Annotated in this window: 25 protein-coding genes; 16 read left to right on the top strand and 9 right to left on the bottom strand. The window is 67.2% G+C overall.

Annotation, left to right across the window (positions count from 1 at the left end; genetic code table 11):
- Positions 1-7 precede the first annotated feature (7 nt).
- Complete coding sequence (locus tag BLU22_RS05125) at positions 8-895, top strand: cytochrome c oxidase subunit 3 (RefSeq protein ID WP_090212646.1); 888 nt, start codon at positions 8-10, stop codon at positions 893-895.
- 3 nt (positions 896-898) lie between these two features.
- On the opposite strand, the gene BLU22_RS05120 is transcribed toward BLU22_RS05125, so the two are convergent.
- Positions 899-1,102, bottom strand: coding sequence for a twin transmembrane helix small protein (locus tag BLU22_RS05120; RefSeq protein ID WP_090212645.1), 204 nt, complete (start codon positions 1,100-1,102; stop codon positions 899-901).
- Between the two features lie 27 nt (positions 1,103-1,129).
- Between BLU22_RS05120 and BLU22_RS05115 the strand changes: the two genes are divergently transcribed.
- Together BLU22_RS05115 and BLU22_RS05110 are read left to right on the top strand one after the other, a co-directional pair.
- Positions 1,130-1,882 carry an SURF1 family protein gene (locus BLU22_RS05115; protein WP_090212643.1) on the top strand — a complete coding sequence of 251 codons (753 nt, stop codon included), beginning with the start codon at positions 1,130-1,132 and terminating at the stop codon, positions 1,880-1,882.
- Positions 1,879-2,472 (top strand): hypothetical protein, encoded by a 594-nt coding sequence (locus BLU22_RS05110; protein WP_090212641.1) that lies wholly within the window; start codon positions 1,879-1,881, stop codon positions 2,470-2,472. Before BLU22_RS05115 ends, BLU22_RS05110 begins: the two co-directional genes overlap by 4 nt.
- Before the next feature lie 4 nt (positions 2,473-2,476).
- On the opposite strand, the gene BLU22_RS05105 is transcribed toward BLU22_RS05110, so the two are convergent.
- Positions 2,477-3,364 (bottom strand): LysR family transcriptional regulator, encoded by an 888-nt coding sequence (locus tag BLU22_RS05105; protein WP_173867191.1) that lies wholly within the window; start codon positions 3,362-3,364, stop codon positions 2,477-2,479.
- A 128-nt stretch (positions 3,365-3,492) separates the two neighbouring features.
- Between BLU22_RS05105 and trpB the strand changes: the two genes are divergently transcribed.
- Positions 3,493-4,710, top strand: coding sequence for a tryptophan synthase subunit beta (trpB, locus tag BLU22_RS05100; RefSeq protein ID WP_090212638.1), 1,218 nt, complete (start codon positions 3,493-3,495; stop codon positions 4,708-4,710).
- A complete protein-coding gene (trpA, locus tag BLU22_RS05095; protein WP_090212636.1) occupies positions 4,707-5,516 on the top strand; it encodes a tryptophan synthase subunit alpha in 810 nt (269 codons plus the stop codon). The genes trpB and trpA overlap by 4 nt, the downstream gene beginning before the upstream one ends.
- A gap of 148 nt (positions 5,517-5,664) precedes the next feature.
- Here trpA and BLU22_RS05090 read toward each other — a convergent pair whose 3' ends face one another.
- The 3 genes from BLU22_RS05090 to BLU22_RS05085 all read right to left on the bottom strand — a co-directional run bounded on the left by BLU22_RS05090 (position 5,665) and on the right by BLU22_RS05085 (position 8,395).
- Entirely contained in the window at positions 5,665-6,132 is a 468-nt protein-coding gene (locus BLU22_RS05090; protein WP_090212634.1) for a Panacea domain-containing protein, read from the bottom strand.
- Positions 6,133-7,125 (bottom strand): hypothetical protein, encoded by a 993-nt coding sequence (locus BLU22_RS14940; RefSeq protein ID WP_157718972.1) that lies wholly within the window; start codon positions 7,123-7,125, stop codon positions 6,133-6,135.
- A gap of 133 nt (positions 7,126-7,258) precedes the next feature.
- Positions 7,259-8,395 (bottom strand): Fic family protein, encoded by a 1,137-nt coding sequence (locus BLU22_RS05085; protein WP_090212633.1) that lies wholly within the window; start codon positions 8,393-8,395, stop codon positions 7,259-7,261.
- Positions 8,396-8,636: 241 nt separating this feature from the next.
- Here BLU22_RS05085 and BLU22_RS05080 point away from each other — a divergent pair, with 241 nt between their 5' ends.
- From BLU22_RS05080 to BLU22_RS05070, 3 genes are all read left to right on the top strand, one after another.
- Positions 8,637-9,059 (top strand): nucleotidyltransferase substrate binding protein, encoded by a 423-nt coding sequence (locus BLU22_RS05080; RefSeq protein ID WP_090212631.1) that lies wholly within the window; start codon positions 8,637-8,639, stop codon positions 9,057-9,059.
- Complete coding sequence (locus BLU22_RS05075) at positions 9,056-9,388, top strand: nucleotidyltransferase domain-containing protein (protein ID WP_090212629.1); 333 nt, start codon at positions 9,056-9,058, stop codon at positions 9,386-9,388. Before BLU22_RS05080 ends, BLU22_RS05075 begins: the two co-directional genes overlap by 4 nt.
- A gap of 258 nt (positions 9,389-9,646) precedes the next feature.
- Positions 9,647-10,066, top strand: coding sequence for a secondary thiamine-phosphate synthase enzyme YjbQ (locus BLU22_RS05070; protein ID WP_090212628.1), 420 nt, complete (start codon positions 9,647-9,649; stop codon positions 10,064-10,066).
- Positions 10,067-10,154: 88 nt separating this feature from the next.
- Here the strand turns inward: BLU22_RS05070 and BLU22_RS05065 are convergent, their stop codons facing one another.
- Positions 10,155-10,613 (bottom strand): hypothetical protein, encoded by a 459-nt coding sequence (locus BLU22_RS05065; protein WP_090212626.1) that lies wholly within the window; start codon positions 10,611-10,613, stop codon positions 10,155-10,157.
- A gap of 108 nt (positions 10,614-10,721) precedes the next feature.
- Positions 10,722-12,152, bottom strand: a complete 1,431-nt coding sequence (gene zwf, locus BLU22_RS05060) for a glucose-6-phosphate dehydrogenase (protein ID WP_231975296.1) — start codon at positions 12,150-12,152, stop codon at positions 10,722-10,724.
- 130 nt (positions 12,153-12,282) lie between these two features.
- Between zwf and hexR the strand changes: the two genes are divergently transcribed.
- The gene (gene hexR / locus BLU22_RS05055) at positions 12,283-13,152 is read left to right on the top strand and encodes a transcriptional regulator HexR (protein WP_090212623.1); all 870 of its coding nucleotides are present in this window, start codon (positions 12,283-12,285) and stop codon (positions 13,150-13,152) included.
- A gap of 98 nt (positions 13,153-13,250) precedes the next feature.
- On the top strand, positions 13,251-13,463 hold the full coding sequence (locus tag BLU22_RS05050; RefSeq protein ID WP_090212621.1) for a PA3496 family putative envelope integrity protein: 213 nt from the start codon (positions 13,251-13,253) through the stop codon (positions 13,461-13,463).
- Between the two features lie 7 nt (positions 13,464-13,470).
- Here the strand turns inward: BLU22_RS05050 and BLU22_RS05045 are convergent, their stop codons facing one another.
- A complete protein-coding gene (locus tag BLU22_RS05045) occupies positions 13,471-14,400 on the bottom strand; it encodes a LysR family transcriptional regulator (RefSeq protein WP_173867167.1) in 930 nt (309 codons plus the stop codon).
- Positions 14,401-14,684: 284 nt separating this feature from the next.
- Here BLU22_RS05045 and BLU22_RS05040 point away from each other — a divergent pair, with 284 nt between their 5' ends.
- The 6 genes from BLU22_RS05040 to acuI all read left to right on the top strand — a co-directional run bounded on the left by BLU22_RS05040 (position 14,685) and on the right by acuI (position 20,958).
- Complete coding sequence (locus tag BLU22_RS05040) at positions 14,685-16,100, top strand: acetyl-CoA carboxylase biotin carboxylase subunit (protein WP_090212620.1); 1,416 nt, start codon at positions 14,685-14,687, stop codon at positions 16,098-16,100.
- Positions 16,101-16,111: 11 nt separating this feature from the next.
- On the top strand, positions 16,112-17,914 hold the full coding sequence (gene oadA, locus BLU22_RS05035; RefSeq protein WP_090212618.1) for a sodium-extruding oxaloacetate decarboxylase subunit alpha: 1,803 nt from the start codon (positions 16,112-16,114) through the stop codon (positions 17,912-17,914).
- A gap of 85 nt (positions 17,915-17,999) precedes the next feature.
- Positions 18,000-18,941, top strand: a complete 942-nt coding sequence (locus tag BLU22_RS05030) for a sodium-dependent bicarbonate transport family permease (protein WP_090212616.1) — start codon at positions 18,000-18,002, stop codon at positions 18,939-18,941.
- A 1-nt stretch (position 18,942) separates the two neighbouring features.
- Complete coding sequence (locus BLU22_RS05025) at positions 18,943-19,257, top strand: P-II family nitrogen regulator (protein WP_090212614.1); 315 nt, start codon at positions 18,943-18,945, stop codon at positions 19,255-19,257.
- A 32-nt stretch (positions 19,258-19,289) separates the two neighbouring features.
- Positions 19,290-19,922: an acrylate utilization transcriptional regulator AcuR gene (gene acuR / locus BLU22_RS05020; protein ID WP_090212613.1), complete on the top strand. Its 633-nt coding sequence runs from the start codon at positions 19,290-19,292 to the stop codon at positions 19,920-19,922.
- Positions 19,923-19,974: 52 nt separating this feature from the next.
- Positions 19,975-20,958, top strand: coding sequence for an acrylyl-CoA reductase (NADPH) (gene acuI, locus BLU22_RS05015; RefSeq protein ID WP_090212611.1), 984 nt, complete (start codon positions 19,975-19,977; stop codon positions 20,956-20,958).
- A gap of 133 nt (positions 20,959-21,091) precedes the next feature.
- Here the strand turns inward: acuI and BLU22_RS05010 are convergent, their stop codons facing one another.
- Positions 21,092-21,643, bottom strand: a complete 552-nt coding sequence (locus BLU22_RS05010; protein ID WP_090212610.1) for a gamma carbonic anhydrase family protein — start codon at positions 21,641-21,643, stop codon at positions 21,092-21,094.
- Positions 21,644-21,663: the final 20 nt, after the last annotated feature.

Below are 21,663 nucleotides of genomic sequence, written 5' to 3'. Positions count from 1 at the left end.
AACGAGCATGGCCAGCCACGAGCGCTACTACGTTCCCGAGCAGAGCCAGTGGCCGATCATCGCCAGCCTCGGCCTGCTGGTCAGCTTCACCGGCCTGGGCCTGTGGTTCAACGACCTCAAGGCCGGCCACGACGCCTCCCACGGCCCCTGGGTGCTGTTCGTCGGCGCGCTGCTGCTGGCCTGGATGCTGTTCGGCTGGTTCGGCCACGTGATCCGCGAGAGCCGCGGCGGCCTGTACAGCGCGCAGATGGACCGCTCGTTCCGCTGGGGGATGAGCTGGTTCATCTTCTCCGAGGTGATGTTCTTCGCCGCCTTCTTCGCCGCGCTGTTCTACGTGCGGGTGTTCGTCGGCCCCTGGCTCGGCGGCGAGGGCGACAAGGGCGTCAGCGCCATGCTTTGGCCGGGCTTCGAGTTCGCCTGGCCGCTGCTGGAGAACCCCGACCCGCAGCGCTACCCGCCGCCCAGCGGCGTCATCGACCCCTGGCACCTGCCGCTGCTCAACACCGTGCTGCTAGTCTCCTCCAGCTTCACCCTGACCTTCGCCCACCACGCCATGAAGGCCAACCGGCGCGGTCCGCTCAAGGCCTGGCTGGCGCTGACCGTGCTGCTCGGCGCCGCCTTCCTGTTCTTCCAGGTCGAGGAATACGTCCACGCCTACCAGGAACTGGGCCTGACCCTCGGCTCGGGCATCTACGGGGCGACCTTCTTCATGCTCACCGGCTTCCACGGCGCCCACGTCACCCTCGGCGCGATCATGCTGACGGTGATGCTGCTGCGCATCCTGCGCGGCCATTTCGATGCCGAGCAGCACTTCGGCTTCGAGGCGGCCAGCTGGTACTGGCACTTCGTCGACGCGGTGTGGATCGGCCTGTTCGTCTTCGTCTACGTGCTCTAGGGCCTACCAGGTGACATGGGAAACCAGTTGTCCGGAATACAGGCCCCAGGCGATCAGCGCCACGGTCAGCGCGGTCAGGCCGACGCGCAGGGTCAGGGCGCCGAGCAGGCGCCGGCCCTGGCCGGCATCGCGGACCAGGAAGAACAGGCCGCCGAACAGGCTGGCCAGGGTGGCCAGCAGCAGGACGACGATGGCCAGCTTGAGCATCGCGGCCTCCGCGAGGGAGAAGGATCGATGGCCAGTATAGTCGGCGCCAGTCCCGCCCCGCCGCGCGCCGGCCGGCGCGTGGCGCGGTGGCTGGCGGTGCTGCCGCTGCTGCTGGTGCCGCTGCTGCTCTGGCTCGGCGTCTGGCAGCTGCAGCGCGGCGAGGAAAAGCGCGCCCTGCTCGCCGCCCAGGCCGAGCGCGCCGCGCTGCCGGCGCTGGCGGTCGCCGAGCTGGCCGGGCTGGCCGAGCCGGGATTTCGCCGGGTGCGCCTGCACGGCCGCTTCGACGCCGCCCACAGCCTGCTGCTCGACAACCGCCTGCGCGACGGCCGGGTCGGCGTCGAGCTGCTGCAACCCTTTCTCGACCGCCCCAGCGGGCGCTGGGTGCTGGTCAACCGCGGCTGGCTGGCCTGGCCGGATCGCCGCGTGCCGCCGCACTTCGCCACGCCGCCCGGCGAGCTGAGCCTGGAGGCCCGCGTGCACCGTCCGCCGGGCGCCGCCTTCCTGCTCGGCGACGGCGCCGCGGCGGCCGCCGGCGACTGGCCGCGGCTGGTCAATGCGGTGGACGCCGCCGCGCTGTGGCGCGAGCTGGGCCGCCAGGGCCTGGCCGACGAGCTGCGCCTGGAACCCGGCCCGGCCCGCTACGTCGGCGCCTGGCCGCTGGTGAACATGAGCCCGGACAAGCACCTGGGCTATGCGCTGCAGTGGTTCGCCCTGGCGGCGACCCTGCTGGGACTGACCGTCTGGCTGGCCGTGTCCTCGACACGGGGAGGGATGCGATGAACACGCTCGCGATTGCTGACAAACTGCCGCGCTGGCGCGGCCGCGCGCAACTGCTCGGCCTGCTGGCGGTGGTGCTCGGGCCGATGCTGCTGGCCAGCGCCATGTACCACGGCCAGTTCTGGCTGCCGCAGAGCCGCAGCTACCACGGCGAGCTGATCGCCAGCGGCCAGACCCCGGCCGACCTCGGCGTGGCCGGCGCCTGGGATGGCGGCGAGCTGCTCGCCGCGCCGCGCTGGCAACTGCTGGTCACCGCCCCCGACGGCTGCGCCGCCGACTGCCGCGCGCTGGTCTACCTGGCCCGGCAGATCCACATCGGCCTCGGCCGCGAAGCGCCGCGCGCCAGCCACGCGCTGGCCCACGGCGCCGCGCTGGCGGCCGACTACGCCGCGACCCTGCAGGCCGAGTATCCGCAACTGCTGCAACTGGTGCTGGATGCCGAGCGCTACCCGGCCGCGCAACTGCCGGCCGGTGCGCAGCTGTGGATCGTCGACCCCCACGGCAATCTGGTGCTGCGCTACGCCGCCGGCAGCGACGGCAAGCAGATCCTCGACGACCTGCGCTACCTGCTGAAGATTTCCCAGATCGGCTGAGTGCTCAGGCGCCCAGTTCGGCGCGCAGCCATTCGGCCAGCTCCGCCGCGCGCGGATCGGCGCCGCGCGCCGGCACCCACAGCGCCAGCCGCGCCGGCGTTTCGACGAAGCCCCAGGGCGCTTCCAGCCGTCCGGCGGCCAGATCGTCGGTGACCAGCAGCTCGGGGGCGATGGCCACGCCGAGGCCGGCCACCGCCGCCTCCAGCAGGTAATAGAGATGCTCGAAACCCTGGCCGGGCCTCAGAGCGGCCGGATCGAGGCCTTGCGCCCGCGCCCACTGCGGCCAGGCCTGCGGCCGCGAGGCGGTGTGCAGCAGCGGCTCGTCGAGCAGCGCGCCGGGCGCCGCCGCCCGCAGCGCCGCGTAGCGGGCGTGACGGGACGACAGCACCGGGCCGATGCGCTCCCCGGCCAGCTCGAACACCCGCATGTCCGCCGGCCAGGGCGGCGCGGCGAAGCACAGAGTGGCGTCCAGCCCCGGCCGGCGCGGGTCCAGCTCGCCCTCGCTGGCCGACAGCTGCAGGTGCAGGTGCGGCAAGTCGCGCTGCAGACGATCCAGACGGGGAATGAACCAGCGCGCCAGCAGGCTGCCCGGACAGCCGAGCACGAACGGCGCCTGGGCGCGGCCCTCGCGCAGTTCCGCGCAGAGCGCGCGCAGCGCGGCGAAGGACTCGCCGGCCACCGCCGCCAGGCGCTGCCCGGCAGCGGTGAGTTTCACGCCGCGCCCGTCCTTGACCAGCAGGGCCACGCCGAGGTCTTCCTCCAGGGTGCGCAACTGGCGGCTCACCGCCCCGTGGGTGACGTGCAGCTCCTCGGCGGCGCGGCCGACGCCGGCCAGCCGGGCAGTGGCCTCGAAGGCGCGCAGGGCATTCAGCGGGGGCAGGTCGCGGGGCAGGCTCATCGGTGACATTTCCTCACAGGTTGCGGCGATCTTATCGCTTTTCCCGGCCCCGGCCATTGGTTAGATTGCAACCATCGCCGGACGCCCCTGTCGGCTCCGCCTCTGCCCACGCCGGAGATTCCATGACCCAGACCTACTCCCACGGCCCCGATGCGCGCGGCCTGTTCGGCCGCTTCGGCGGCCAGTTCGTCGCCGAAACCCTGATGCCGCTGATCAACGAACTGGCCGCCGAATATGAGGCCGCCAAGAACGATCCGGCGTTCCTCGACGAGCTGGCCTACTTCCAGCGCGACTACATCGGCCGCCCCAGCCCGCTGTACTTCGCCGAACGCCTCACCGAGCACTTCGGCGGCGCGAAGATCTACTTCAAGCGCGAGGAGCTGAACCACACCGGCGCGCACAAGATCAACAACTGCATCGGCCAGATCCTGCTGGCCAAGCGCATGGGCAAGAAGCGCATCATCGCCGAGACCGGCGCCGGCATGCACGGCGTGGCCAGCGCCACCGTGGCCGCGCGCTTCGGCATGGAATGCGTGGTGTACATGGGCACCACCGACATCGACCGCCAGCAGGCCAACGTCTTCCGCATGAAGCTGCTCGGCGCCAAGGTCGTCCCGGTCACCGCCGGCACCGGCACCCTCAAGGACGCCATGAACGAGGCGCTGCGCGACTGGGTGACCAACGTCCACGACACCTTCTACCTGATCGGTACCGCCGCCGGCCCCCACCCCTACCCGGCGATGGTCCGCGACTTCCAGGCGGTGATCGGCCGCGAAACCCGCGCGCAGATGCTGGAGAAGGAAGGCCGCCTGCCCGACTCGCTGGTCGCCTGCATCGGCGGCGGCTCCAACGCCATCGGCCTGTTCCACGAATTCCTCGACGAGCCGAGCGTGGCCATCGTCGGCGTCGAAGCCGCCGGCCACGGCATCGACACCGGCAAGCACGCCTCCAGCATGGCCGGCGGCACCCCCGGCGTGCTGCACGGCAACCGCACCTTCCTGCTGCAGGACGCCGACGGCCAGATCACCGACGCCCACTCGGTGTCCGCCGGCCTCGACTACCCCGGCGTCGGCCCCGAACACGCCTGGCTGCACGAGGTCGGCCGCGTCGAATACGTGCCGATCACCGACCACGAAGCGCTGGCCGCCTTCCACACCTGCTGCCGCCTGGAAGGCATCATCCCGGCGCTGGAGTCGTCCCACGCCCTGGCCGAAGCCTTCAAGCGCGCACCCAAGCTGCCCAAGGATCACCTGATGGTCATCAACCTGTCCGGCCGTGGCGACAAGGACATGCAGACCGTGATGCACCACCTGCAGGACACCGTGGAGAACAACGCATGAGCCGTCTGCACCGCCGCTTTGCCGCACTGAAAGAACAGAACCGCGCCGCCCTGGTCACCTTCGTCACCGCGGGCGATCCGGACTACGCCACCTCGCTGGAAATCCTCAAGGGCCTGCCGGGTGCCGGCGCCGACGTGATCGAGCTGGGCATGCCGTTCACCGACCCGATGGCCGACGGCCCGGCGATCCAGCTGGCCAACATCCGCGCCCTCGGCAACGGCCAGAACATGGACAAGACCCTGCAGATGGTCCGCGAATTCCGCGCCACCGAGCAGGACACCCCGCTGGTGCTGATGGGCTACTACAACCCCATCTACATCTACGGCGTGGAACGCTTCGTCAAGGATGCCAAGGAAGCCGGCGTCGACGGCCTGATCGTCGTCGACCTGCCGCCGGAACATAACGACGAACTGTGCGACCCGGCCCAGGCCGCCGGTATCGACTTCATCCGCCTGACCACCCCGACCACCGACGACGCCCGCCTGCCGACCGTGCTCAACGGCAGCTCTGGATTCGTCTACTACGTCTCGGTGGCCGGCGTCACCGGCGCCGGCGCTGCGACCATGGATCAGGTGGAAGAGGCGGTGACCCGCCTGCGCCGCCACACCGACCTGCCGCTGTGCATCGGCTTCGGTATCCGCACCCCGGAACATGCTGCGGAAGTGGCCAAGCGCGCTGATGGCGCGGTGGTCGGCTCGGCGTTGATCGACAGGATTGCCAAGGCTTCGTCGAAAGAGCAGGCGGTTGGGGATGTGCTGGGGCTTTGCCGGGAGTTGGCGGAGGGGGTGCGCGGCGCTCGCCTGTGAAATGCTGCTCTCGCAGTGGATAAGAAAGGCCGCTGTCCGTTAGGGCAGCGGCCTTTTCCGTGGTTCAGAAAAACCCAAAGTTCACGTGTGCATGGGAGCCGCCATAATCATATTCGGATTAGTTCTGCTTGGCAGTCATTAGCCACCACTAAGATAGGCCGTTATACTCTTCTGCTTTACGAACTAAATCTAGGCTACGATACTTTTCGCTAGATATGACAGGATAGGTTGAGTAAACAAGCTTTATAAATTCCGTGTAACTCTTCTTCTTTGTCGCCTCAATGACAAAGTCAATTGTCTGCGAAGAGCCTTCGCTCAATTCCACCTCTTGACTTCTATCGAGAATTTCTATGTGAGTCTTCTTTCCGCCATAAGCATTGCTCTTGACTGTAACCTTTATATCTTTATCTCTGGCAGCCGCTTGAAGTATGTCGTCATTGTAAGGCCCGTGATGATTAAAAAACCACTTTATATTGGTGATCTGCCTTCCATGACTTATAGCCTCTTTCCAGTCAGCCAAATAAACCATCTTTGTAATCCTAGATGCCGACATGTCATCAGGGTAAGGATAATTTAGCAAGATATACTTAACTATATCAAGCAGCTTATCAGTCATTTAGAATCCCTCCCGCTTAGCCAGCTCGAGGTTAACCATGTGCGGCTTAAGTGCATCCAAAAGATTAGCGATCATCCTGGCCTCATACTTGCCGAAGTCTTTATTCACGGTTTTCTCATTCGGAAGCTTTTTGTTGGTTGACTCGAAAACAATGATGGCTACAGGTGTGCTTTTACTATTTTGTATGCGAACGCAATGAAAAGCTCGGCTTTTCATTCCAATTTGCTGTAAAGCCTCACGCGATATATTAGTGTTGGCTTCATTTGAGTCAAACCACTCGGACAACCGAAGACTTGGATCAGGAAGCTCGGAAATTGAAAAATCTCCTTTTCTCCATGCTGCCCCTATAAACCCAACCTCCTTTGGATACATTTTCTTAGGCAGCTCCCTATACTTCTCATCACTGGAGTGCCTTCCAATACACCTGAAATGCTCCAAGTCGAGCACATACAGGCTTATTCTCTCCGAACTACCATAGCCATACTTTCTAAAAATCGAGTAAATATACTTGCTAAACAATTCGTGGCAGTCTATTGACATCCCTGAATTCTTGCTCTTCAGGTCAAAATTTTCAGCGCGTAACCGCCTGTTTTGCCGCTTTAGAATAATATCACTAATTGCGCTTGAGCAAAAAAGCCAAGCAGCAATAAGAAAGCCTGTAATAGCAACCCAGAAGGTTATATGTTCTACGCCGACATAGCCAATAACAAAATCCCTAACGGGAAATGGGATGGTCTCACGCCGAACCAGCGCCTTAATGTCATCGCTAAGGGCAATATAACTGAATATTGCAGAGCATATAACCGAAAGAGCAATGTTGTATTTCGTGGCCCTTAGTAGACCATCTTCAATCAATTCTCCGAGGTTTCCATAAACCCGGTTCAAAGCCTTTTTCAGAGACAAAAAAAACAGCTCAACCCGCAGCTCTGCCTCTCTGTCTACACTTGCCTTATTTTTATGCTCAGCCATGTGCGAAATAACATCTATAGACATTTAAAATCCATTTACGTTGCTGCTGTAAAAATATCATCTGTATATTATTTGATTTTCTTGAGCATGCCCACATGGCGATGCGCTCCTGATCGCCCCTCTGACCAGCCTCGGGACACCCTACGCTTCATCCCGACTAATCCGCCCAAGCGATCCGATAGCGGGTGCTGCGCCCGCCGCCCGGCAGGCGCACCAGACAACCCTTTTCCAGCAGGTCGGCAAGGTGCCGGGTGGCGGTGGCCTTGGAGACCTTGGCGACGGCCTGGTACTGGGCGGCGCTGATGCCGTCCTCGAAGCCGCGCTCGCCGCCGTCGAGCAGGCGGTTGAGCACCTTGATCTGCTCGGCGGACAACGCCTGCTGGCGGTGCCGTTGCCAGAAGCGCGCCTTGGCCAGCACCCGCTCGATGCGCGCCAGCGCCTGTTGCAGGCTGCGCAGCAGGGTGTGCAGGAACCATTCGAGCCAGTCAGTGATATCCGGGGTAGCTTTCTGGCTGCTCTCCAGAATGCGGTAGTAGCCGCGACGGTCGTCGAGGATGCTCGCCGACATGGCGTAGAAGCGCAGCGCCTGCCGTTCGGCCTGGGCCAGCGCCAGGTCGGTGATGGCGCGGGTCAGCCTGCCGTTGCCGTCGTCGAAGGGGTGCAGGGTGACGAACCAGAAGTGGGCGATGCCGGCGCGCAGCAGCGGGTCGAGGGCGGTGTCGCGACGGCTGGCCTCGAACCAGTCGAGGAAGGCGCCGAGTTGCTGCTCCAGGCCGTCGCGCGGTGGCGCCTCGAAGTGCACGGTGGGCCGGTCGATGCGCCCGGAGACCACCTGCATCGGCTCGTCGCCGCGCAGCGCGCCGACGCGGATGCGCCGGGGCAGCAGATCGTGTTCCTGCTCGGGGAACAGCAGGCGGTGCCAGTGCAGCAGACGCTCCAAGCTCAGCGGCTGGTCGAAATGCCGGGTGGCGTCCAGCATCAGTTCGGCCAGCCCTTCGCTGCGCGGGCTGGTGCGCTCGCTGCCGTCCGCCTCCAGTCCCAGGCGCCGGGCCAGTGAGGAGCGCACCGAGCCGACGTTGAGCGTCTCGCCCTCGATGGCCGAGGAGGTGACGATGTTCTGCAGCAGGGTGTCCAGCTCGCCCTGGGCGGCGAACTCGCCGCCGGCTACGCCGGCCATGCCCAGCAGGCGGCCCTGGGCCTGGGTGCAGTCGCGCAGCAGCGGCGCCAGGCGCTCGGCCTGCCAATGCAACTGCGGCCACTCGGGGTGCTGCCAGATCCAGCGCGGGGGTTCCATGATCGCTCCTTTTTTCGCGTCGCGATGAGCCGAATGACGGACCTATTCGGCTCATTCTGTGAGCCGATTGTGGCGCCTATTCGGCTCACTGGCCAGCCAGCAGGGCGGACAACCGATCCGCCCCGCCAGCGGCGGACAATCGCTGCGCGAGTTGTCCACCCTGCGTTCCATCCCGCCCTACGGAGGCAGTACGCGCTCCTTGCTACACTCCCGCCCCAGAACAGACCTTGCGGAGAGCACCATGAGCGCACCGGCCATTCGCTGGCAGCAGCGCCTGTATAACTTTCGCCGGGTACTGGCGCAGCTGGACGAGGCCATGGCCCTGATGGCCGAGCGCCCGCTGTCGAAGCTGGAAAAGCAGGGGGTGATCCAGGGCTTCGAGTACTGCTACGAGCTGGGCTGGAACACGCTGAAGGACTTTCTGGTCTGGCAGGGGATCGAGGGTCTGGTCGGCTCGCGGGATGCCATCCGTGAAGGCTTCAGCCGCGGGCTGGTTGCCGACGGCACCGGCTGGATGCAGATGCTCGCCGACCGCAACCGCACCTCGCACACCTACAACGAGGAAACCGCCGAGGCGATCCTGCGCAATATCCAGCAGCAGCACCACCCGCTGCTGCGGGCGCTGGAGCAGGTGCTGGGCGCCCGCGAGGAGCCGCAGGCATGACCCCGGATTACGGTCTGCCGGCAGACGCCCTGCAGGCGATTCGCGAGGTGCTAGCCGCTCATCCCGGCGTTACGGCGGCCATCCTCTACGGCTCCCGCGCCCTTGGCCGCGAGCGCCCCGGTTCGGATATCGACCTCACCCTGCAGGGCGAGAGCCTGCAGCACCGTGACCTGCTGGATATCGAGCTGGCGCTGGACGACCTGTTGCTGCCGTGGAAGATCGACCTGTCGCTGCTGGCGCATATCGACAACCCCGCGCTGCTGGAACATATCCACCGCGTGGGACAGACGCTCTACGAGCGCGAGCGCGTGGCAGCCATCGGCAAGTAGGGTGGACAGCGGCATAGCCTTGTCCACCCTGCGTTCCATCCCGGCTAGTCCGCCCCGGCGATTCGATAGCGGGTACTGCGCCCGTTGCGCCGCTCCTGCGGCTGGATGCGGCGCATCCAAGGGCAGGCTTCCGCGGCGGAGCGTGGGAGTCATCGGCGATTGTGGATAAAAGTTATGCACAGGGGCGAGGCTTTTGACCTGCCCTCAACCGCCGCCAATAATCCCGCTCCCTTCCCCATTCCCGCAGGGCGCCGGACCATGTGGCACCAGTACCGCTTCCAGCTCCAACCCCGCCGTCGCGGCTTTCATCTGGTCACCGACGAGATCCTCGGCCATTGCCCGGCGCTGCGCGAGATGCGCGTCGGGCTGATGCATGTGTTCATCCAGCACACCTCCGCCTCGCTGACCCTCAACGAGAACGCCGACCCGACGGTGCGCGGCGACTTCGAGAGCTGGTTCAACCGCACGGTGCGCGAGGACGAGCCGTACTACCGGCACACCCTGGAAGGCAGCGACGACCTGCCGGCGCATATCAAGAGCAGCCTGCTGGGCAGCAGCCTGAGCCTGCCGGTCAGCGACGGGCGGCTGAACATCGGCACCTGGCAGGGCATCTATCTGTGCGAGCACCGCAACCGCGGCGGGGCGCGCACGCTGGTGGTGACGCTGCACGGGGAGTGAGCGCGCGGGCTGTCCGGCCCGTCGTGGCGCGGCGGGTGGCCGTTCGGGAGGCGTCGCCGCCGGCCGTCTGCCGTGCGGGCGCCACCTTTTATCCCTGCACGTCGATCCCGAAGCGCGCCAGGTCGAGGTCGAAGTGCGGCTTGAGGATCGTGCGCTCGAACAGCGCGAGGTCGCCGGGGGCGACGCGGGTGAAGGTCGAGTGGTCGGACGGCGCCCACCACTTGTGCGGGCCTTCGTAGCGCTGCGCGGTGACGGCCGGGACGATGAACTTGTACGGGCGTTCCAGCCAGCCGTCGCCGTACTTGGAGAACAGATTGGCGGGGCCGCAGAACTGGCCGATCAGGTACATGCCCTGGTTGCCGTGGGTCAGGTAGAAGTAGTCGCCGGTCGGCGCCGCGATGAAGTCTTCCGCCTGCGAGGTGGCCGAGGTGCCCTTGGCGCCGGTGTCCTTGTGCAGGTAGACCAGCCCGTGGGCGATGGATTCGATGATTTCCGCGTACGAGAAGTACTGCGGCCCTTGGGAGAGTTTCCAGAAGTTGGGGCGCATCGGCAGGCTCCGGGCGAGGGGGAGGGGGGCGGCGCCTTCGGCGCCGCGTGAATGCTGTTTCAGGCGATGGTGCTCGGGCCGGCGCTGCGGGCTGGCGGGGTGGGCGCTTCAGTCCATCCAGCGCCGGCCCTGCAGCTCCAGTAGGCTGTGGGCCTGTTCCGGGCCGTTGCTGCCGGCGGCGTAGGGACGGGGCTTCTGGTAGTACTCGTGCCAGCCGTCGAGGATCGGGTTGACCCAGCGCCAGGCGGCTTCCACCTCGTCCTTGCGCATGAACAGGGTCGGGTCGCCCTCGATGACGTCGAGCAGCAGGCGCTCGTAGGCGTCCCAGCGGCGCTGGCGGGAGAAGGCGGTGGCCAGGTTGAGGTCCAGTTCCACCGGCTCCAGCAGCATGCCCTTGCCGGGGCTCTTGGCCATCAGTTGCAGGCTGATGCGCTCCTCCGGCTGCAGGCGGATCAGCAGGCGGTTGGCCTGTTCCGGCGCGCCGGGGAACAGGCTGTGGGGCACCGGCTTGAACTGGATGACGATTTCCGAGCACTTGCGGCGCAGGCGCTTGCCGGTGCGCAGGTAGAAGGGCACGCCGGCCCAGCGCCAGTTGTCGATTTCCGCCTGCACGGCGACGAAGGTTTCGGTGTCGCTGTCGTTGTCGACGTTCTTCTCGAAGTAGTAGGCCGGCACTTCCTGGCCGCCGATCCGGCCGCTGCTGTACTGGCCGCGCACGGTCTTGTCGCGCACGTCGAGGCCGGACAGCGGCTTGAGCGCCTGGAGGATCTTGACCTTCTCGTTGCGCACCGACTCGGCGTCGAAGCGCACCGGCGCCTCCATGGCCACCAGGCAGAGCAGCTGCAGCAGGTGGTTCTGCAGCATGTCGCGCATCGCCCCGGCGTGGTCGTAGTAGGCACCGCGGTTCTCCACGCCGAGGGTTTCCAGCACGCTGATCTGCACGTGGTCGATGTGCCCGGCGCGCCACACCGGCTCGAACAGGGCGTTGGCGAAGCGCAGGGCCATCAGGTTCTGCACGGTTTCCTTGCCCAGGTAGTGGTCGATGCGGAACACCTGGGATTCGTCGAACACCTTGCCGATCGCTTCGCTGATCGCCAGCGCCGATTCCAGCGAGTGGCCGATCGGTTTCTCCAGCACGATGCGCGTGTCGGGGCCGGCCAGGCGGGCGGTGGCCAGGTGCGCGGCGATGGGCGCGAACAGTTGCGGGGCGGTGGCCAGGTAGTGGATGCGCCCGCGCCCGCAGCGCTCGCCGAGGTGGCGCGCCAGCCGGCCGAATTCGGCGCTCTGGGTGGCGTCCATGGCGAAGTAGTCGAGGCGCGCGGCGAAGCGCTGCCAGGTCTCGGCGTCGAAGTCGTGGCGGGCGATCTGCGCCCGGCAGTGGCGCTCGGCCAGGGCCTGGAAGGCGCTCAGGCCGATGGGCGTGCGCGCCAGGCCGAGGATGCGCAGGTCGCTCGGCAGCCGCTGTTCCCGATGCAGGTGATAGAGCGCCGGCAGCAGCTTGTGCAGGGCGAGGTCGCCGGTGGCGCCGAACACCAGCATGTCGCAGGGAAGGGAAGAGGGCTGCACGGGGTATCTCCGGTACGGTTTGCCTGGGCGCTGGCGCAGCTCTTGTAGTATAACTACAAGGTCACTACCTCCGGCTTTGGCCGATCATAACCGAGTCCGCCCCGTGAATCTGTTGCAACACATTGCCCAGTCCCGCTCCCTGCTGCGAAAGTCGGAACTCAAGGTCGCCGACTACGTGCTGCAGGACCCGGCCGCCGTCATGCACAGCTCGATGGCCGATCTCGCCCACGAGGTCGGCATCAGCGAGCCGACCATCGTGCGCTTCTGCCGCGCCATCGGCTGCAGCGGCTTCCAGGATCTCAAGCTCAAGCTGGCGCAGAGCCTGGCCGCCGGCGCCAGCTTCGGCCAGTTCGCCATCCACGAGGAAGACTCGCTGGCCGACTTCAGCCTGAAGATCTTCGACACCACCCTGCACACCCTGATCGAGGTGCGCGAGCACCTCGACATCGCTGCGCTGGAGCGCGCCATCGCCGCCATCGCCCAGGCCCAGCGCGTGGAGTTCTACGGCTTCGGCGCCTCCGGCGCGGTGGCTGCCGACGCCCAGCACAAGTTCTTCCGCCTGCTGCTGACCGCCGCCGCCTATTCCGACCCGCACATGCAGGCGATGAGTGCGGTGACCTTGAAGCCCAGCGACGTGGCGATCTGCATCTCCCAGTCCGGGCGCTCCAAGGACCTCCTGACCACCGCCAACCTGGTGCGCGAGAGCGGCGCCACGCTGATCACCCTGTGCCCCAGCCAGACCCCGCTGGCCGAGCTGGCCACCGTCAACCTGGCCATCGACGTGCAGGAAGACACCGAGATCTACACCCCGCTGACCTCGCGCATCGCCCACCTGGTGGTGATCGACGTGCTGGCGATGGGCGTGGCCATGGCCCGCGGTCCGGACCTGGTCAACCACCTGAAGAGCGTCAAGCGCAGCCTGCGCAGCCTGCGTCTGTCGCCCAAGACCATCAAGCCGGCCGAGGAGGGCTGAGGCCGGCTGTCACCGCCTGTTCATCGCGACGCCACCAGGGCGTCACGTCGGCTGCGGCATGCTCAAGCTCCCGGATAACCCTGGATGGGAGAGACACCATGCCTGGCCATCGCGCACTCGCCGCCACCCCTCGTCTGGACGCCAAGACCCGCCGCAAGCTGGAAGACCAGCGCCGCATGGCCTTCCGCCGGGCCATCGAGCACTACAACGAGGAGCGTCGCCTGAACCGGCAGATCGACGACTACCCGGAACTGATCGCCATCGACTACCTGCGCACGCTGCGCGCCAGCGCCCGTGCCGCCGCGCACTGAGGCCGGCTCAGAGGCGCTGGTTGAGGGCGTTGAGCTGCGGGCGCTGGCCGCGGATGAAGTCGAGGAAGGCCAGCGCCACCGGGCTCAGGTAGCGGTCGCGCGGATGCACCACGCACCAGCTGTGGCGCAGCGGCAGCTCGGCCACCGGCAGCTCGCGCAGGCGGCCGCAGCTCAGTTCCAGACTCACCGTGTGGCGCGGCAGCAGGGCCAGGCCCAGCCCCGCCAGCACGCCCTGGCGCTGCGCTTCCAGCGAGCCCAGTTGCAGGGTGGTGGCGAAGTGGGCGCGCTTGTCGTGGCAGAAGGTTTCGCAGGCCTGGCGGGTGCCCGAGCCCGGCTCGCGCACCAGCAGCGGCCAGGCGGTGAGGTCCTGCAGGCTCAGCCGGGTTTCCCGGCACAGCGGGTGGTCGCTGCGGGCCACCGCGACGATGTGGTTCTCCATGAACGGCAGAAACTCCAGGGCCAGGTTGGTCGGCACCTGGGACAGCAGCCAGAGGTCGTCGCGGCTGACGCTCAGCCGGCGCAGCGCCTGGGCGTGGTTGACCACGCTGAGCTGCAGGCTGACTTCCGGGTGCAGCAGGCGGAAGGCAGCGAACAGTTCGGAGACCAGGTACTGGGCGCTGGACTCCACGGTCAGGGTGAGCTGGCCCTGCAGGCTGCCCTGCAGGTCGGCCAGCTGCATGTCGAGGCTTTCCAGGCGGTCGAAGATGTCCGCGCCGGCGCGCTGCAGGGCGTCCGCCGCCGGGGTCAGGTAGAGCTTCTTGCCGACGTACTCGAACAGCGGCTGGCCGACCAGCTCTTCGAGCTGGCGGATCTGCAGGCTGACCGCCGGCTGGGTGAGTGCCATTTCCTCGGCGGCGCGGCTGTAGGAGCGGGTCGCGCAGACCGCGCGGAACACCTGCAGCTGGCGCAGGGTCAGGCGCATCAGGGATTTGCGCATCGGGTTTCTCCGGGTTTCTCGGGCCCGGCAGACGGCATGCCGGGCGTGCGCCTGCGTGCAGTCATGATCGCTGATCGTCCGGCATCTTAGGCCAAAAGTCAGGATCGAGAATGCATCGGCGCTGGCTCGCCGTTACCGTTTCGACCGGGGTTCGGCGGTCATATTAGCCAATGCTTATGCCTTTCCCAATAATTATTCATTTTTCTTAATCATCCCCCGGACGCTAGGGTAAAAAACCTGCGGCCTGACCGGCCGGTCAGTCAGCCCTTGCCGAGGGATACCCCGTGATAAGAAAAATCCTCATCGCCAACCGTGGCGAAATTGCCGTGCGTATCGTGCGGGCCTGCGCCGAGATGGGCATCCGCTCGGTGGCCGTGTACTCCGAAGCCGACCGCCATGCGCTGCACGTCAAGCGCGCCGACGAGGCCTACAACCTCGGCGACGAGCCGCTGGCCGGCTACCTGAACCCGCGCAAGCTGGTCAACCTGGCGGTGGAAACCGGCTGCGACGCCCTGCACCCGGGCTACGGCTTCCTCTCCGAGAACGCCGAGCTGGCGGAGATCTGCGTCGAACGCGGGATCAAGTTCATCGGCCCGAGCGCGGAAGTGATCCGCCGCATGGGCGACAAGACCGAGGCGCGCCGCTCGATGATCGCCGCCGGCGTGCCCTGCACCCCCGGCACCGAAGGCAACGTCGCCGACCTCGACGAGGCGCTGCGCGAAGCCGAGCGCATCGGCTATCCGGTGATGCTCAAGGCCACCTCCGGCGGCGGCGGCCGCGGCATCCGCCGCTGCAACAGCCGCGACGAGCTGGAGCAGGCCTACCCGCGGGTGATCTCCGAGGCCACCAAGGCCTTCGGCAGCGCCGAGGTGTTCCTCGAAAAGTGCATCGTCAATCCCAAGCACATCGAGGCCCAGGTGCTGGCCGACAGCTTCGGCAACACCGTGCACCTGTTCGAGCGCGACTGTTCGATCCAGCGCCGCAACCAGAAGCTGATCGAGATCGCCCCCAGCCCGCAGCTGACCCCCGAGCAGCGCGCCTACATCGGCGAGCTGGCGGTCAAGGCGGCCAAGGCGGTCGGCTACGAGAACGCCGGCACTGTGGAGTTCCTGCTCGCCGAGGGCGAGGTGTACTTCATGGAGATGAACACCCGGGTGCAGGTGGAGCACACCATCACCGAGGAAATCACCGGCCTGGACATCGTCCGCGAGCAGATCCGCATCGCTTCGGGCCTGCCGCTGTCGGTCAAGCAGGAGGACATCCTGCACCGCGGCTACGCGATCCAGTTCCGCATCAACGCCGAAGACCCGAAGAACAACTTCCTGCCCAGCTTCGGCAAGGTCACCCGCTACTACGCGCCCGGCGGCCCCGGCGTGCGCACCGACACGGCGATCTACACCGGCTACACCATCCCGCCCTACTACGACTCGATGTGCCTGAAGCTGATCGTCTGGGCACTGACCTGGGAGGAGGCGCTGGACCGCGGCCTGCGCGCGCTGGACGACATGCGCCTGCAGGGGGTGAAGACCACCGCGCCCTACTACCAGGAAATCCTCCGCAATCCGGAGTTCCGCAGCGGCGTGTTCAACACCAGCTTCGTCGAGAGCCACCCGGAACTGATCAACTACTCGGTCAAGCGCAAGCCCGAAGAGCTGGCCCTGGCCATCGCCGCCGCCATCGCCGCCCACGCGGGCCTGTGAGGAATTGAGCCATGACTAACAAGATCCACGTCACCGACACCATCCTGCGCGACGCCCACCAGTCGCTGATCGCCACCCGCATGCGCCTGGAAGACATGCTGCCGATCTGCGAGAAACTGGACCGGGTCGGCTACTGGTCGCTGGAAGTCTGGGGCGGCGCCACCTTCGACGCCTGCGTGCGCTTCCTCAAGGAAGACCCGTGGGAGCGCCTGCGCCAGCTCAAGGCGGCGCTGCCCAACACCCGCCTGCAGATGCTGCTGCGCGGGCAGAACCTGCTCGGCTACCGCCACTACAGCGACGACGTGGTCAAGGCCTTCGTCGCCAAGGCCGCGGTCAACGGCATCGACGTGTTCCGCATCTTCGATGCGATGAACGACGTGCGTAACCTGCGCACCGCCATCGAGGCGGTCAAGGCCGCCGGCAAGCACGCCCAGGGCACCATCTGCTACACCGTCAGCCCGGTGCACGACACCGCGTCCTTCGTCGAGCTGGCCCAGCGCATGCAGGAGAAGGGCGTCGACTCCATCGCCATCAAGGACATGGCCGGCCTGCTCACTCCCTACGCCAGCGCCGAGCTGGTGCAGGCGCTGAAGGCCGCGGTCGACCTGCCGATCTTCATCCATTCCCACGACACCGCGGGCCTGGGCGCCATGTGCCAGCTCAAGGCCATCGAGGCCGGCGCCGGGCACATCGACACGGCGATCTCCAGCTTCGCCTGGGGCACCAGCCATCCGGGCACCGAGTCGATGGTCGCCGCGCTGCGTGGCACCCCCTACGACACCGGCCTGGACCTGGCGCTGCTGCAGGAGATCGGCCTGTACTTCTACGGCATCCGCAAGAAGTACCACCAGTTCGAGAGCGAATTCACCGGCGTCGACACCCGCGTGCAGGTCAATCAGGTGCCGGGCGGCATGATGTCCAACCTGGCCAACCAGCTGAAGGAGCAGGGCGCCCTGCACCGCATCAACGAGGTGTTCGAGGAGATCCCGCGGGTGCGCGCCGACCTCGGCTACCCGCCGCTGGTCACCCCGACCTCGCAGATCGTCGGCACCCAGGCGGTGTTCAACGTGCTGGCCGGCGCGCGCTACAAGACCATCACCAACGAGGTCAAGCTGTACCTGCAGGGCCGCTACGGCCGCGCGCCGGGCCAGGTCAACGAGCCGCTGCGCTTCCAGGCCATCGGCAGCGAGGACGTCATCGACGTGCGTCCGGCCGACCTGCTGGCGCCGGAAATGGCCCGCCTGCGCGAGGAAATCGGCAGCCTGGCCAAGTCCGAGGAGGACGTGCTGACCTTCGCCATGTTCCCCGACATCGGGCGCAAGTTCCTCGAAGAGCGCGCCGCCGGCACCCTCAAGCCGGAAGTGCTGCTGCCGCAGCCCGACGCCGCTGCGCGGCCGGCCCAGGAAGGCGTGCCCACCGAGTTCGTGGTCGACGTCCACGGCGAGAGCTACCGCGTCGACATCACCGGGGTCAGCGTGAAGAACGACGGCAAGCGCCACTTCTACCTGGCCATCGACGGCATGCCCGAAGAGGTGGTGTTCGAGCCGCTCAACGCCTTCGTCGGCGGCGCCGGCGGCCAGCGCAAGCAGAGCAGCGCGCCGGGCGACGTCTGCACCGCCATGCCGGGCAACATCGTCGACGTGCTGGTCAAGGAAGGCGATGCGGTCAAGGCCGGCCAGTCGGTGCTGATCACCGAGGCGATGAAGATGGAAACCGAGGTGCAGGCGCCGATCGCCGGCACCGTCAAGGCGATTCACGTGGTCAAGGGCGACAGGGTCAATCCCGGTGAAGTACTCATCGAGATTGAGGGTTAAGCCCTGCAGGGGAGCCGAATGGCTCCCCTTTTTTTCGTCCGGACTGTAAAAAGAGCAACCGACCGACCGCCCGCGAGGAGGGCCGATGAGTCTCGATCCCGTCGTACTGTTCTTCGTCTTCGGCCTGACCGCGGGCCTGCTGAAGAGCGAACTGAAGCTGCCGCCGGCGCTCTACGAAACCCTGTCGATCGTCCTGCTGCTGGCCATCGGCCTGCACGGCGGCGTCGAGCTGGCCGAGCAGGCCAGCCCGGCGCTGCTCGGCCAGTCGGCGCTGGTGCTGGGGCTGGGCATCGTCCTGCCGCTGCTGGCCTTCGCCCTGCTGCGCGCGCTGCGCTTCGACCGCATCAACGCCGCCAGCGTCGCCGCGCACTACGGCTCGGTGAGCGCCGGCACCTTCGCCGTGGTGGTCGCCTACCTGGCCTCGCGGCAGATCTTCTTCGAGAGCTACATGCCGCTGTTCGTGGCGATCCTGGAAATCCCGGCGATCCTGGTCGGCATCCTGCTGGCCAAGGGCATCTCCCGCGACACCCACTGGAAGGAGCTGGGCCGCGAGATCTTCCTCGGCAAGAGCATCATGCTGCTGCTCGGCGGCCTGGTGATCGGCGCGCTGGCCGGCAAGGAGGCGATCAAGCCGCTGGAGCCGCTGTACACCGGCATGTTCAAGCCGGTGCTGGCGTTCTTCCTGCTGGAGATGGGCCTGATCGCCTCCGGCCAGCTCGGCTCGCTGCGCCAGTACGGCGTGCGCCTGGCCGCCTTCGCCCTGTGCATGCCGCTGCTCGGCGCGCTGGTCGGCGCCCTGCTGGCGCGGCTGATGGGCCTGTCGCTGGGCGGCACGGCGATGCTCGCCACCCTGGCCGCCTCGGCCTCCTACATCGCCGTGCCGGCGGCGATGCGCCTGGCCCTGCCGGAGGCCAACCCGTCGCTGTCTCTGACCGCCTCGCTGGGCATCACCTTCCCGTTCAACATCCTGATCGGCATACCGCTGTACCTGGCGCTGGCCGAGCAACTGATCGCCTGGGGACTCTGACATGGCCCATACCACCCTGCTCACCGTGATCTGCGAAGCGGCGCTGGAGCACAAGCTGGTCGCCGACCTGGAACAGCTCGGCGCCCCCGGCTGGACCCTCTCCGACGTGCGCGGCCGTGGCTCCCACGGCCTGCGCCGCGCCGACTGGGACACCGCCGGCAACATCCGCGCCGAGGTCCTCTGCGAGCGCGAGCTAGCCGAGCGCATCGCCCAGCACCTGCAGGCGCGCTACTACGCCCACTTCGCGATGATCTGCTACCTGGCCGAGGTGGAGGTGCTGCGCCCGGAGAAGTTCGCCGCCAAACCGGCCGGTTGATTTTTCGAGACGGGCGGTCTAATAATCGGCCCATGACCCAGCCAGCCCCCCAGCCGCGTCGCGGCCGCCCGCCGAAGATCGCCCGCGACAACCGCGAAACCCAGGATGCCCTGCTGCACTGCGGCATGCGCCTGCTCACCGAGCAGGGCTTCCTCAGCACCGGCATCGACACCGTGCTGCGCGAGGTCGGCGTGCCCAAGGGCTCCTTCTACCACTACTTCGCCAGCAAGGAGGCCTTCGGCCGCGCCGTGCTGGAGCGCTACGCCGGCTACTTCGCGGCCAAGCTGGATCGCTGCCTGCTCGACGCCTCGCGCCCGCCGCTGGCGCGTCTGGAGGCCTTCGTCGCCGACGCCCGCGCCGGCATGGCGCGCCATGCCTGGCGGCGCGGCTGCCTGGTCGGCAACCTCGGCCAGGAAGTGACCCAATTGCCGGAAGGGTTCCGCGAGCAGCTGGAAGCCGTGCTGCGCGACTGGCAGGCGCGCCTGGCCGCCTGCCTGCGTGCCGCCCAGCACGACGGCAGCCTGGCGGCGACGGTGGACTGCGACGAGCTGGCGGCGTTCTTCTGGATCGGCTGGGAGGGCGCCGTGCTGCGCGCCCGGCTGGTGCAGAACGACGCGCCGCTTGAGACCTTCATCCGCGGCTTCCTCGCCCTGCTGCCGCGCTGAGTTTTTATCGCCCATTTATAGACGACCGGTCTAATAACCAGAGAGGTGATCCATGTTCCGCGCCATCCTGATCGACAAGGACGACACCGGCTACCGTGCCAGCCTGCAGGCGCTCGACGAGGCGCAACTGCCCGCAGGCGACGTGCGGGTGCGCGTCAGCCACAGCACGCTGAACTACAAGGACGCCCTGGCGATCACCGGCAAGGGGCCGGTGGTGCGCCAGTTTCCCATGGTGCCGGGTATCGACCTGGCCGGCGTGGTGGAGGAGAGCCGCCACCCCGACTTCAAGGCCGGCGACGCGGTGCTGCTCAACGGCTGGGGCGTCGGCGAAGGCCACTGGGGCGGCCTGGCCGAGCAGGCGCGGCTCAACGGCGACTGGCTGATCCCGCTGCCGGCCGGCTTCAGCGCCGCCGAGGCGATGGCGCTGGGCACCGCCGGCTACACCGCGATGCTCGCGGTGCTGGCCCTGGAGCGCCATGGCGTCACCCCGGAGCGGGGCGAGGTGCTGGTCACCGGCGCCAACGGCGGCGTCGGCAGCGTGGCCATCGCCCTGCTGGCGAAACTGGGTTACCGCGTGGCGGCCTCCACCGGCCGCCCCGAGGAAGCCGAGTACCTGAAGAGCCTCGGCGCGGCGGAGATCGTCGAGCGCGCCAGCCTGTCCGCGCCGGGCCGCCCGCTGGGCCGCGAGCGCTGGGCCGGCGCTATCGATTCGCTGGGCAGCCACACCCTGGCCAACGTCTGCGCCAGCACCCGCTACGGCGGCTGCGTGGCCGCCTGCGGCCTGGCCCAAGGCATGGACTTCCCGGCCACGGTGGCGCCGTTCATCCTGCGCGGCGTGACCCTGGCCGGCATCGACAGCGTGATGCGCCCGCGCGCCGACCGCCTGGAGGCCTGGAGCCGCCTGGCCCGCGACCTGGACAAGCGCCTGCTGGCGCCGATCACCCGCACCATCGGCCTAGAGGAGGTCATCCCCACCGCCGGCGAACTGCTCGCCGGCAAGGTGCGCGGGCGGGTGGTGGTGGACGTCAATCGCTGAGACGCGGCTGAGGTACGGCTCGACGGTGGGAACTGCCTGCGGCAGTTTCCCACCCCTGGCCACGGAAGCGAGCGGACAGGAACGCCCACGCGGGAGCCTGGGCACGCTCGGGACGGCAGCGGCTCCCCGGGCATCAGCCCTGGCTGCCGCCCTCGATCAGATGCTGGTCCTTGAGCTTCACGTAGCTGCCGGCGCTGTAGGCGAAGAACGCGCGTTCCTTGTCGTTCAGCGGGCGCGCCTGCCGGACCGGGCTGCCGACGTACAGATAGCCGCTTTCCAGCCGCTTGCCCGGCGGTACCAGGCTGCCGGCGCCGATCACCACCTCGTCCTCGACCACCGCGCCGTCCATCACGATGGCGCCCATGCCGACCAGCACGCGGTTGCCGATGCTGCAGCCGTGCAGCACCACCTTGTGGCCGACGATCACCTCGTCGCCGATGCTCAGGGCGTAGCCGTCCGGGTTGAAGGGGCCGGCGTGGGTGAGGTGCAGCATGCTGCCGTCCTGGATGCTGGTGCGCGCGCCGATGCGGATCGCCACGCCGTGCATGTCGCCGCGGATCACCGTCAGCGGCCAGACCGAGCTGTCGTCGCCGAGGGTCACGTCGCCGATCACCACGGCGCTGGGGTCGACGAACACCCGCGCGCCGAGCTGCGGGGCGCGTCCCTGGAAGGTGCGGAGGGTCATGCTGGATTCCTTGTTGTTGA

The sequence above is a fragment of the Pseudomonas guangdongensis genome (assembly GCF_900105885.1).
Classification (GTDB): Bacteria; Pseudomonadota; Gammaproteobacteria; order Pseudomonadales; family Pseudomonadaceae; genus Geopseudomonas; species Geopseudomonas guangdongensis.
The sequence above is the reverse complement of the archived record's forward strand: the minus strand, read 5'-3'. Positions and strand labels throughout refer to the sequence as shown.

Bases quoted from the DNA above. Each gene is read 5' to 3' on its own strand.
- BLU22_RS05125 (WP_090212646.1), top strand. From the start codon at position 8: ATGGCCAGCCACGAGCGCTACTACGTTCCCGAGCAGAGCCAGTGGCCG.
- BLU22_RS05120 (WP_090212645.1), bottom strand. From the start codon at position 1,102: ATGCTCAAGCTGGCCATCGTCGTCCTGCTGCTGGCCACCCTGGCCAGC.
- BLU22_RS05115 (WP_090212643.1), top strand. From the start codon at position 1,130: ATGGCCAGTATAGTCGGCGCCAGTCCCGCCCCGCCGCGCGCCGGCCGG.
- BLU22_RS05110 (WP_090212641.1), top strand. From the start codon at position 1,879: ATGAACACGCTCGCGATTGCTGACAAACTGCCGCGCTGGCGCGGCCGC.
- trpB (WP_090212638.1), top strand. From the start codon at position 3,493: ATGACCCAGACCTACTCCCACGGCCCCGATGCGCGCGGCCTGTTCGGC.
- trpA (WP_090212636.1), top strand. From the start codon at position 4,707: ATGAGCCGTCTGCACCGCCGCTTTGCCGCACTGAAAGAACAGAACCGC.
- BLU22_RS05090 (WP_090212634.1), bottom strand. From the start codon at position 6,132: ATGACTGATAAGCTGCTTGATATAGTTAAGTATATCTTGCTAAATTAT.
- BLU22_RS14940 (WP_157718972.1), bottom strand. From the start codon at position 7,125: ATGTCTATAGATGTTATTTCGCACATGGCTGAGCATAAAAATAAGGCA.
- BLU22_RS05085 (WP_090212633.1), bottom strand. From the start codon at position 8,395: ATGGAACCCCCGCGCTGGATCTGGCAGCACCCCGAGTGGCCGCAGTTG.
- BLU22_RS05080 (WP_090212631.1), top strand. From the start codon at position 8,637: ATGAGCGCACCGGCCATTCGCTGGCAGCAGCGCCTGTATAACTTTCGC.
- BLU22_RS05075 (WP_090212629.1), top strand. From the start codon at position 9,056: ATGACCCCGGATTACGGTCTGCCGGCAGACGCCCTGCAGGCGATTCGC.
- BLU22_RS05070 (WP_090212628.1), top strand. From the start codon at position 9,647: ATGTGGCACCAGTACCGCTTCCAGCTCCAACCCCGCCGTCGCGGCTTT.
- BLU22_RS05065 (WP_090212626.1), bottom strand. From the start codon at position 10,613: ATGCGCCCCAACTTCTGGAAACTCTCCCAAGGGCCGCAGTACTTCTCG.
- zwf (WP_231975296.1), bottom strand. From the start codon at position 12,152: ATGCTGGTGTTCGGCGCCACCGGCGACCTCGCCCTGCACAAGCTGCTG.
- BLU22_RS05050 (WP_090212621.1), top strand. From the start codon at position 13,251: ATGCCTGGCCATCGCGCACTCGCCGCCACCCCTCGTCTGGACGCCAAG.
- BLU22_RS05045 (WP_173867167.1), bottom strand. From the start codon at position 14,400: ATGCGCAAATCCCTGATGCGCCTGACCCTGCGCCAGCTGCAGGTGTTC.
- oadA (WP_090212618.1), top strand. From the start codon at position 16,112: ATGACTAACAAGATCCACGTCACCGACACCATCCTGCGCGACGCCCAC.
- BLU22_RS05030 (WP_090212616.1), top strand. From the start codon at position 18,000: ATGAGTCTCGATCCCGTCGTACTGTTCTTCGTCTTCGGCCTGACCGCG.
- BLU22_RS05025 (WP_090212614.1), top strand. From the start codon at position 18,943: ATGGCCCATACCACCCTGCTCACCGTGATCTGCGAAGCGGCGCTGGAG.
- acuR (WP_090212613.1), top strand. From the start codon at position 19,290: ATGACCCAGCCAGCCCCCCAGCCGCGTCGCGGCCGCCCGCCGAAGATC.
- acuI (WP_090212611.1), top strand. From the start codon at position 19,975: ATGTTCCGCGCCATCCTGATCGACAAGGACGACACCGGCTACCGTGCC.
- BLU22_RS05010 (WP_090212610.1), bottom strand. From the start codon at position 21,643: ATGACCCTCCGCACCTTCCAGGGACGCGCCCCGCAGCTCGGCGCGCGG.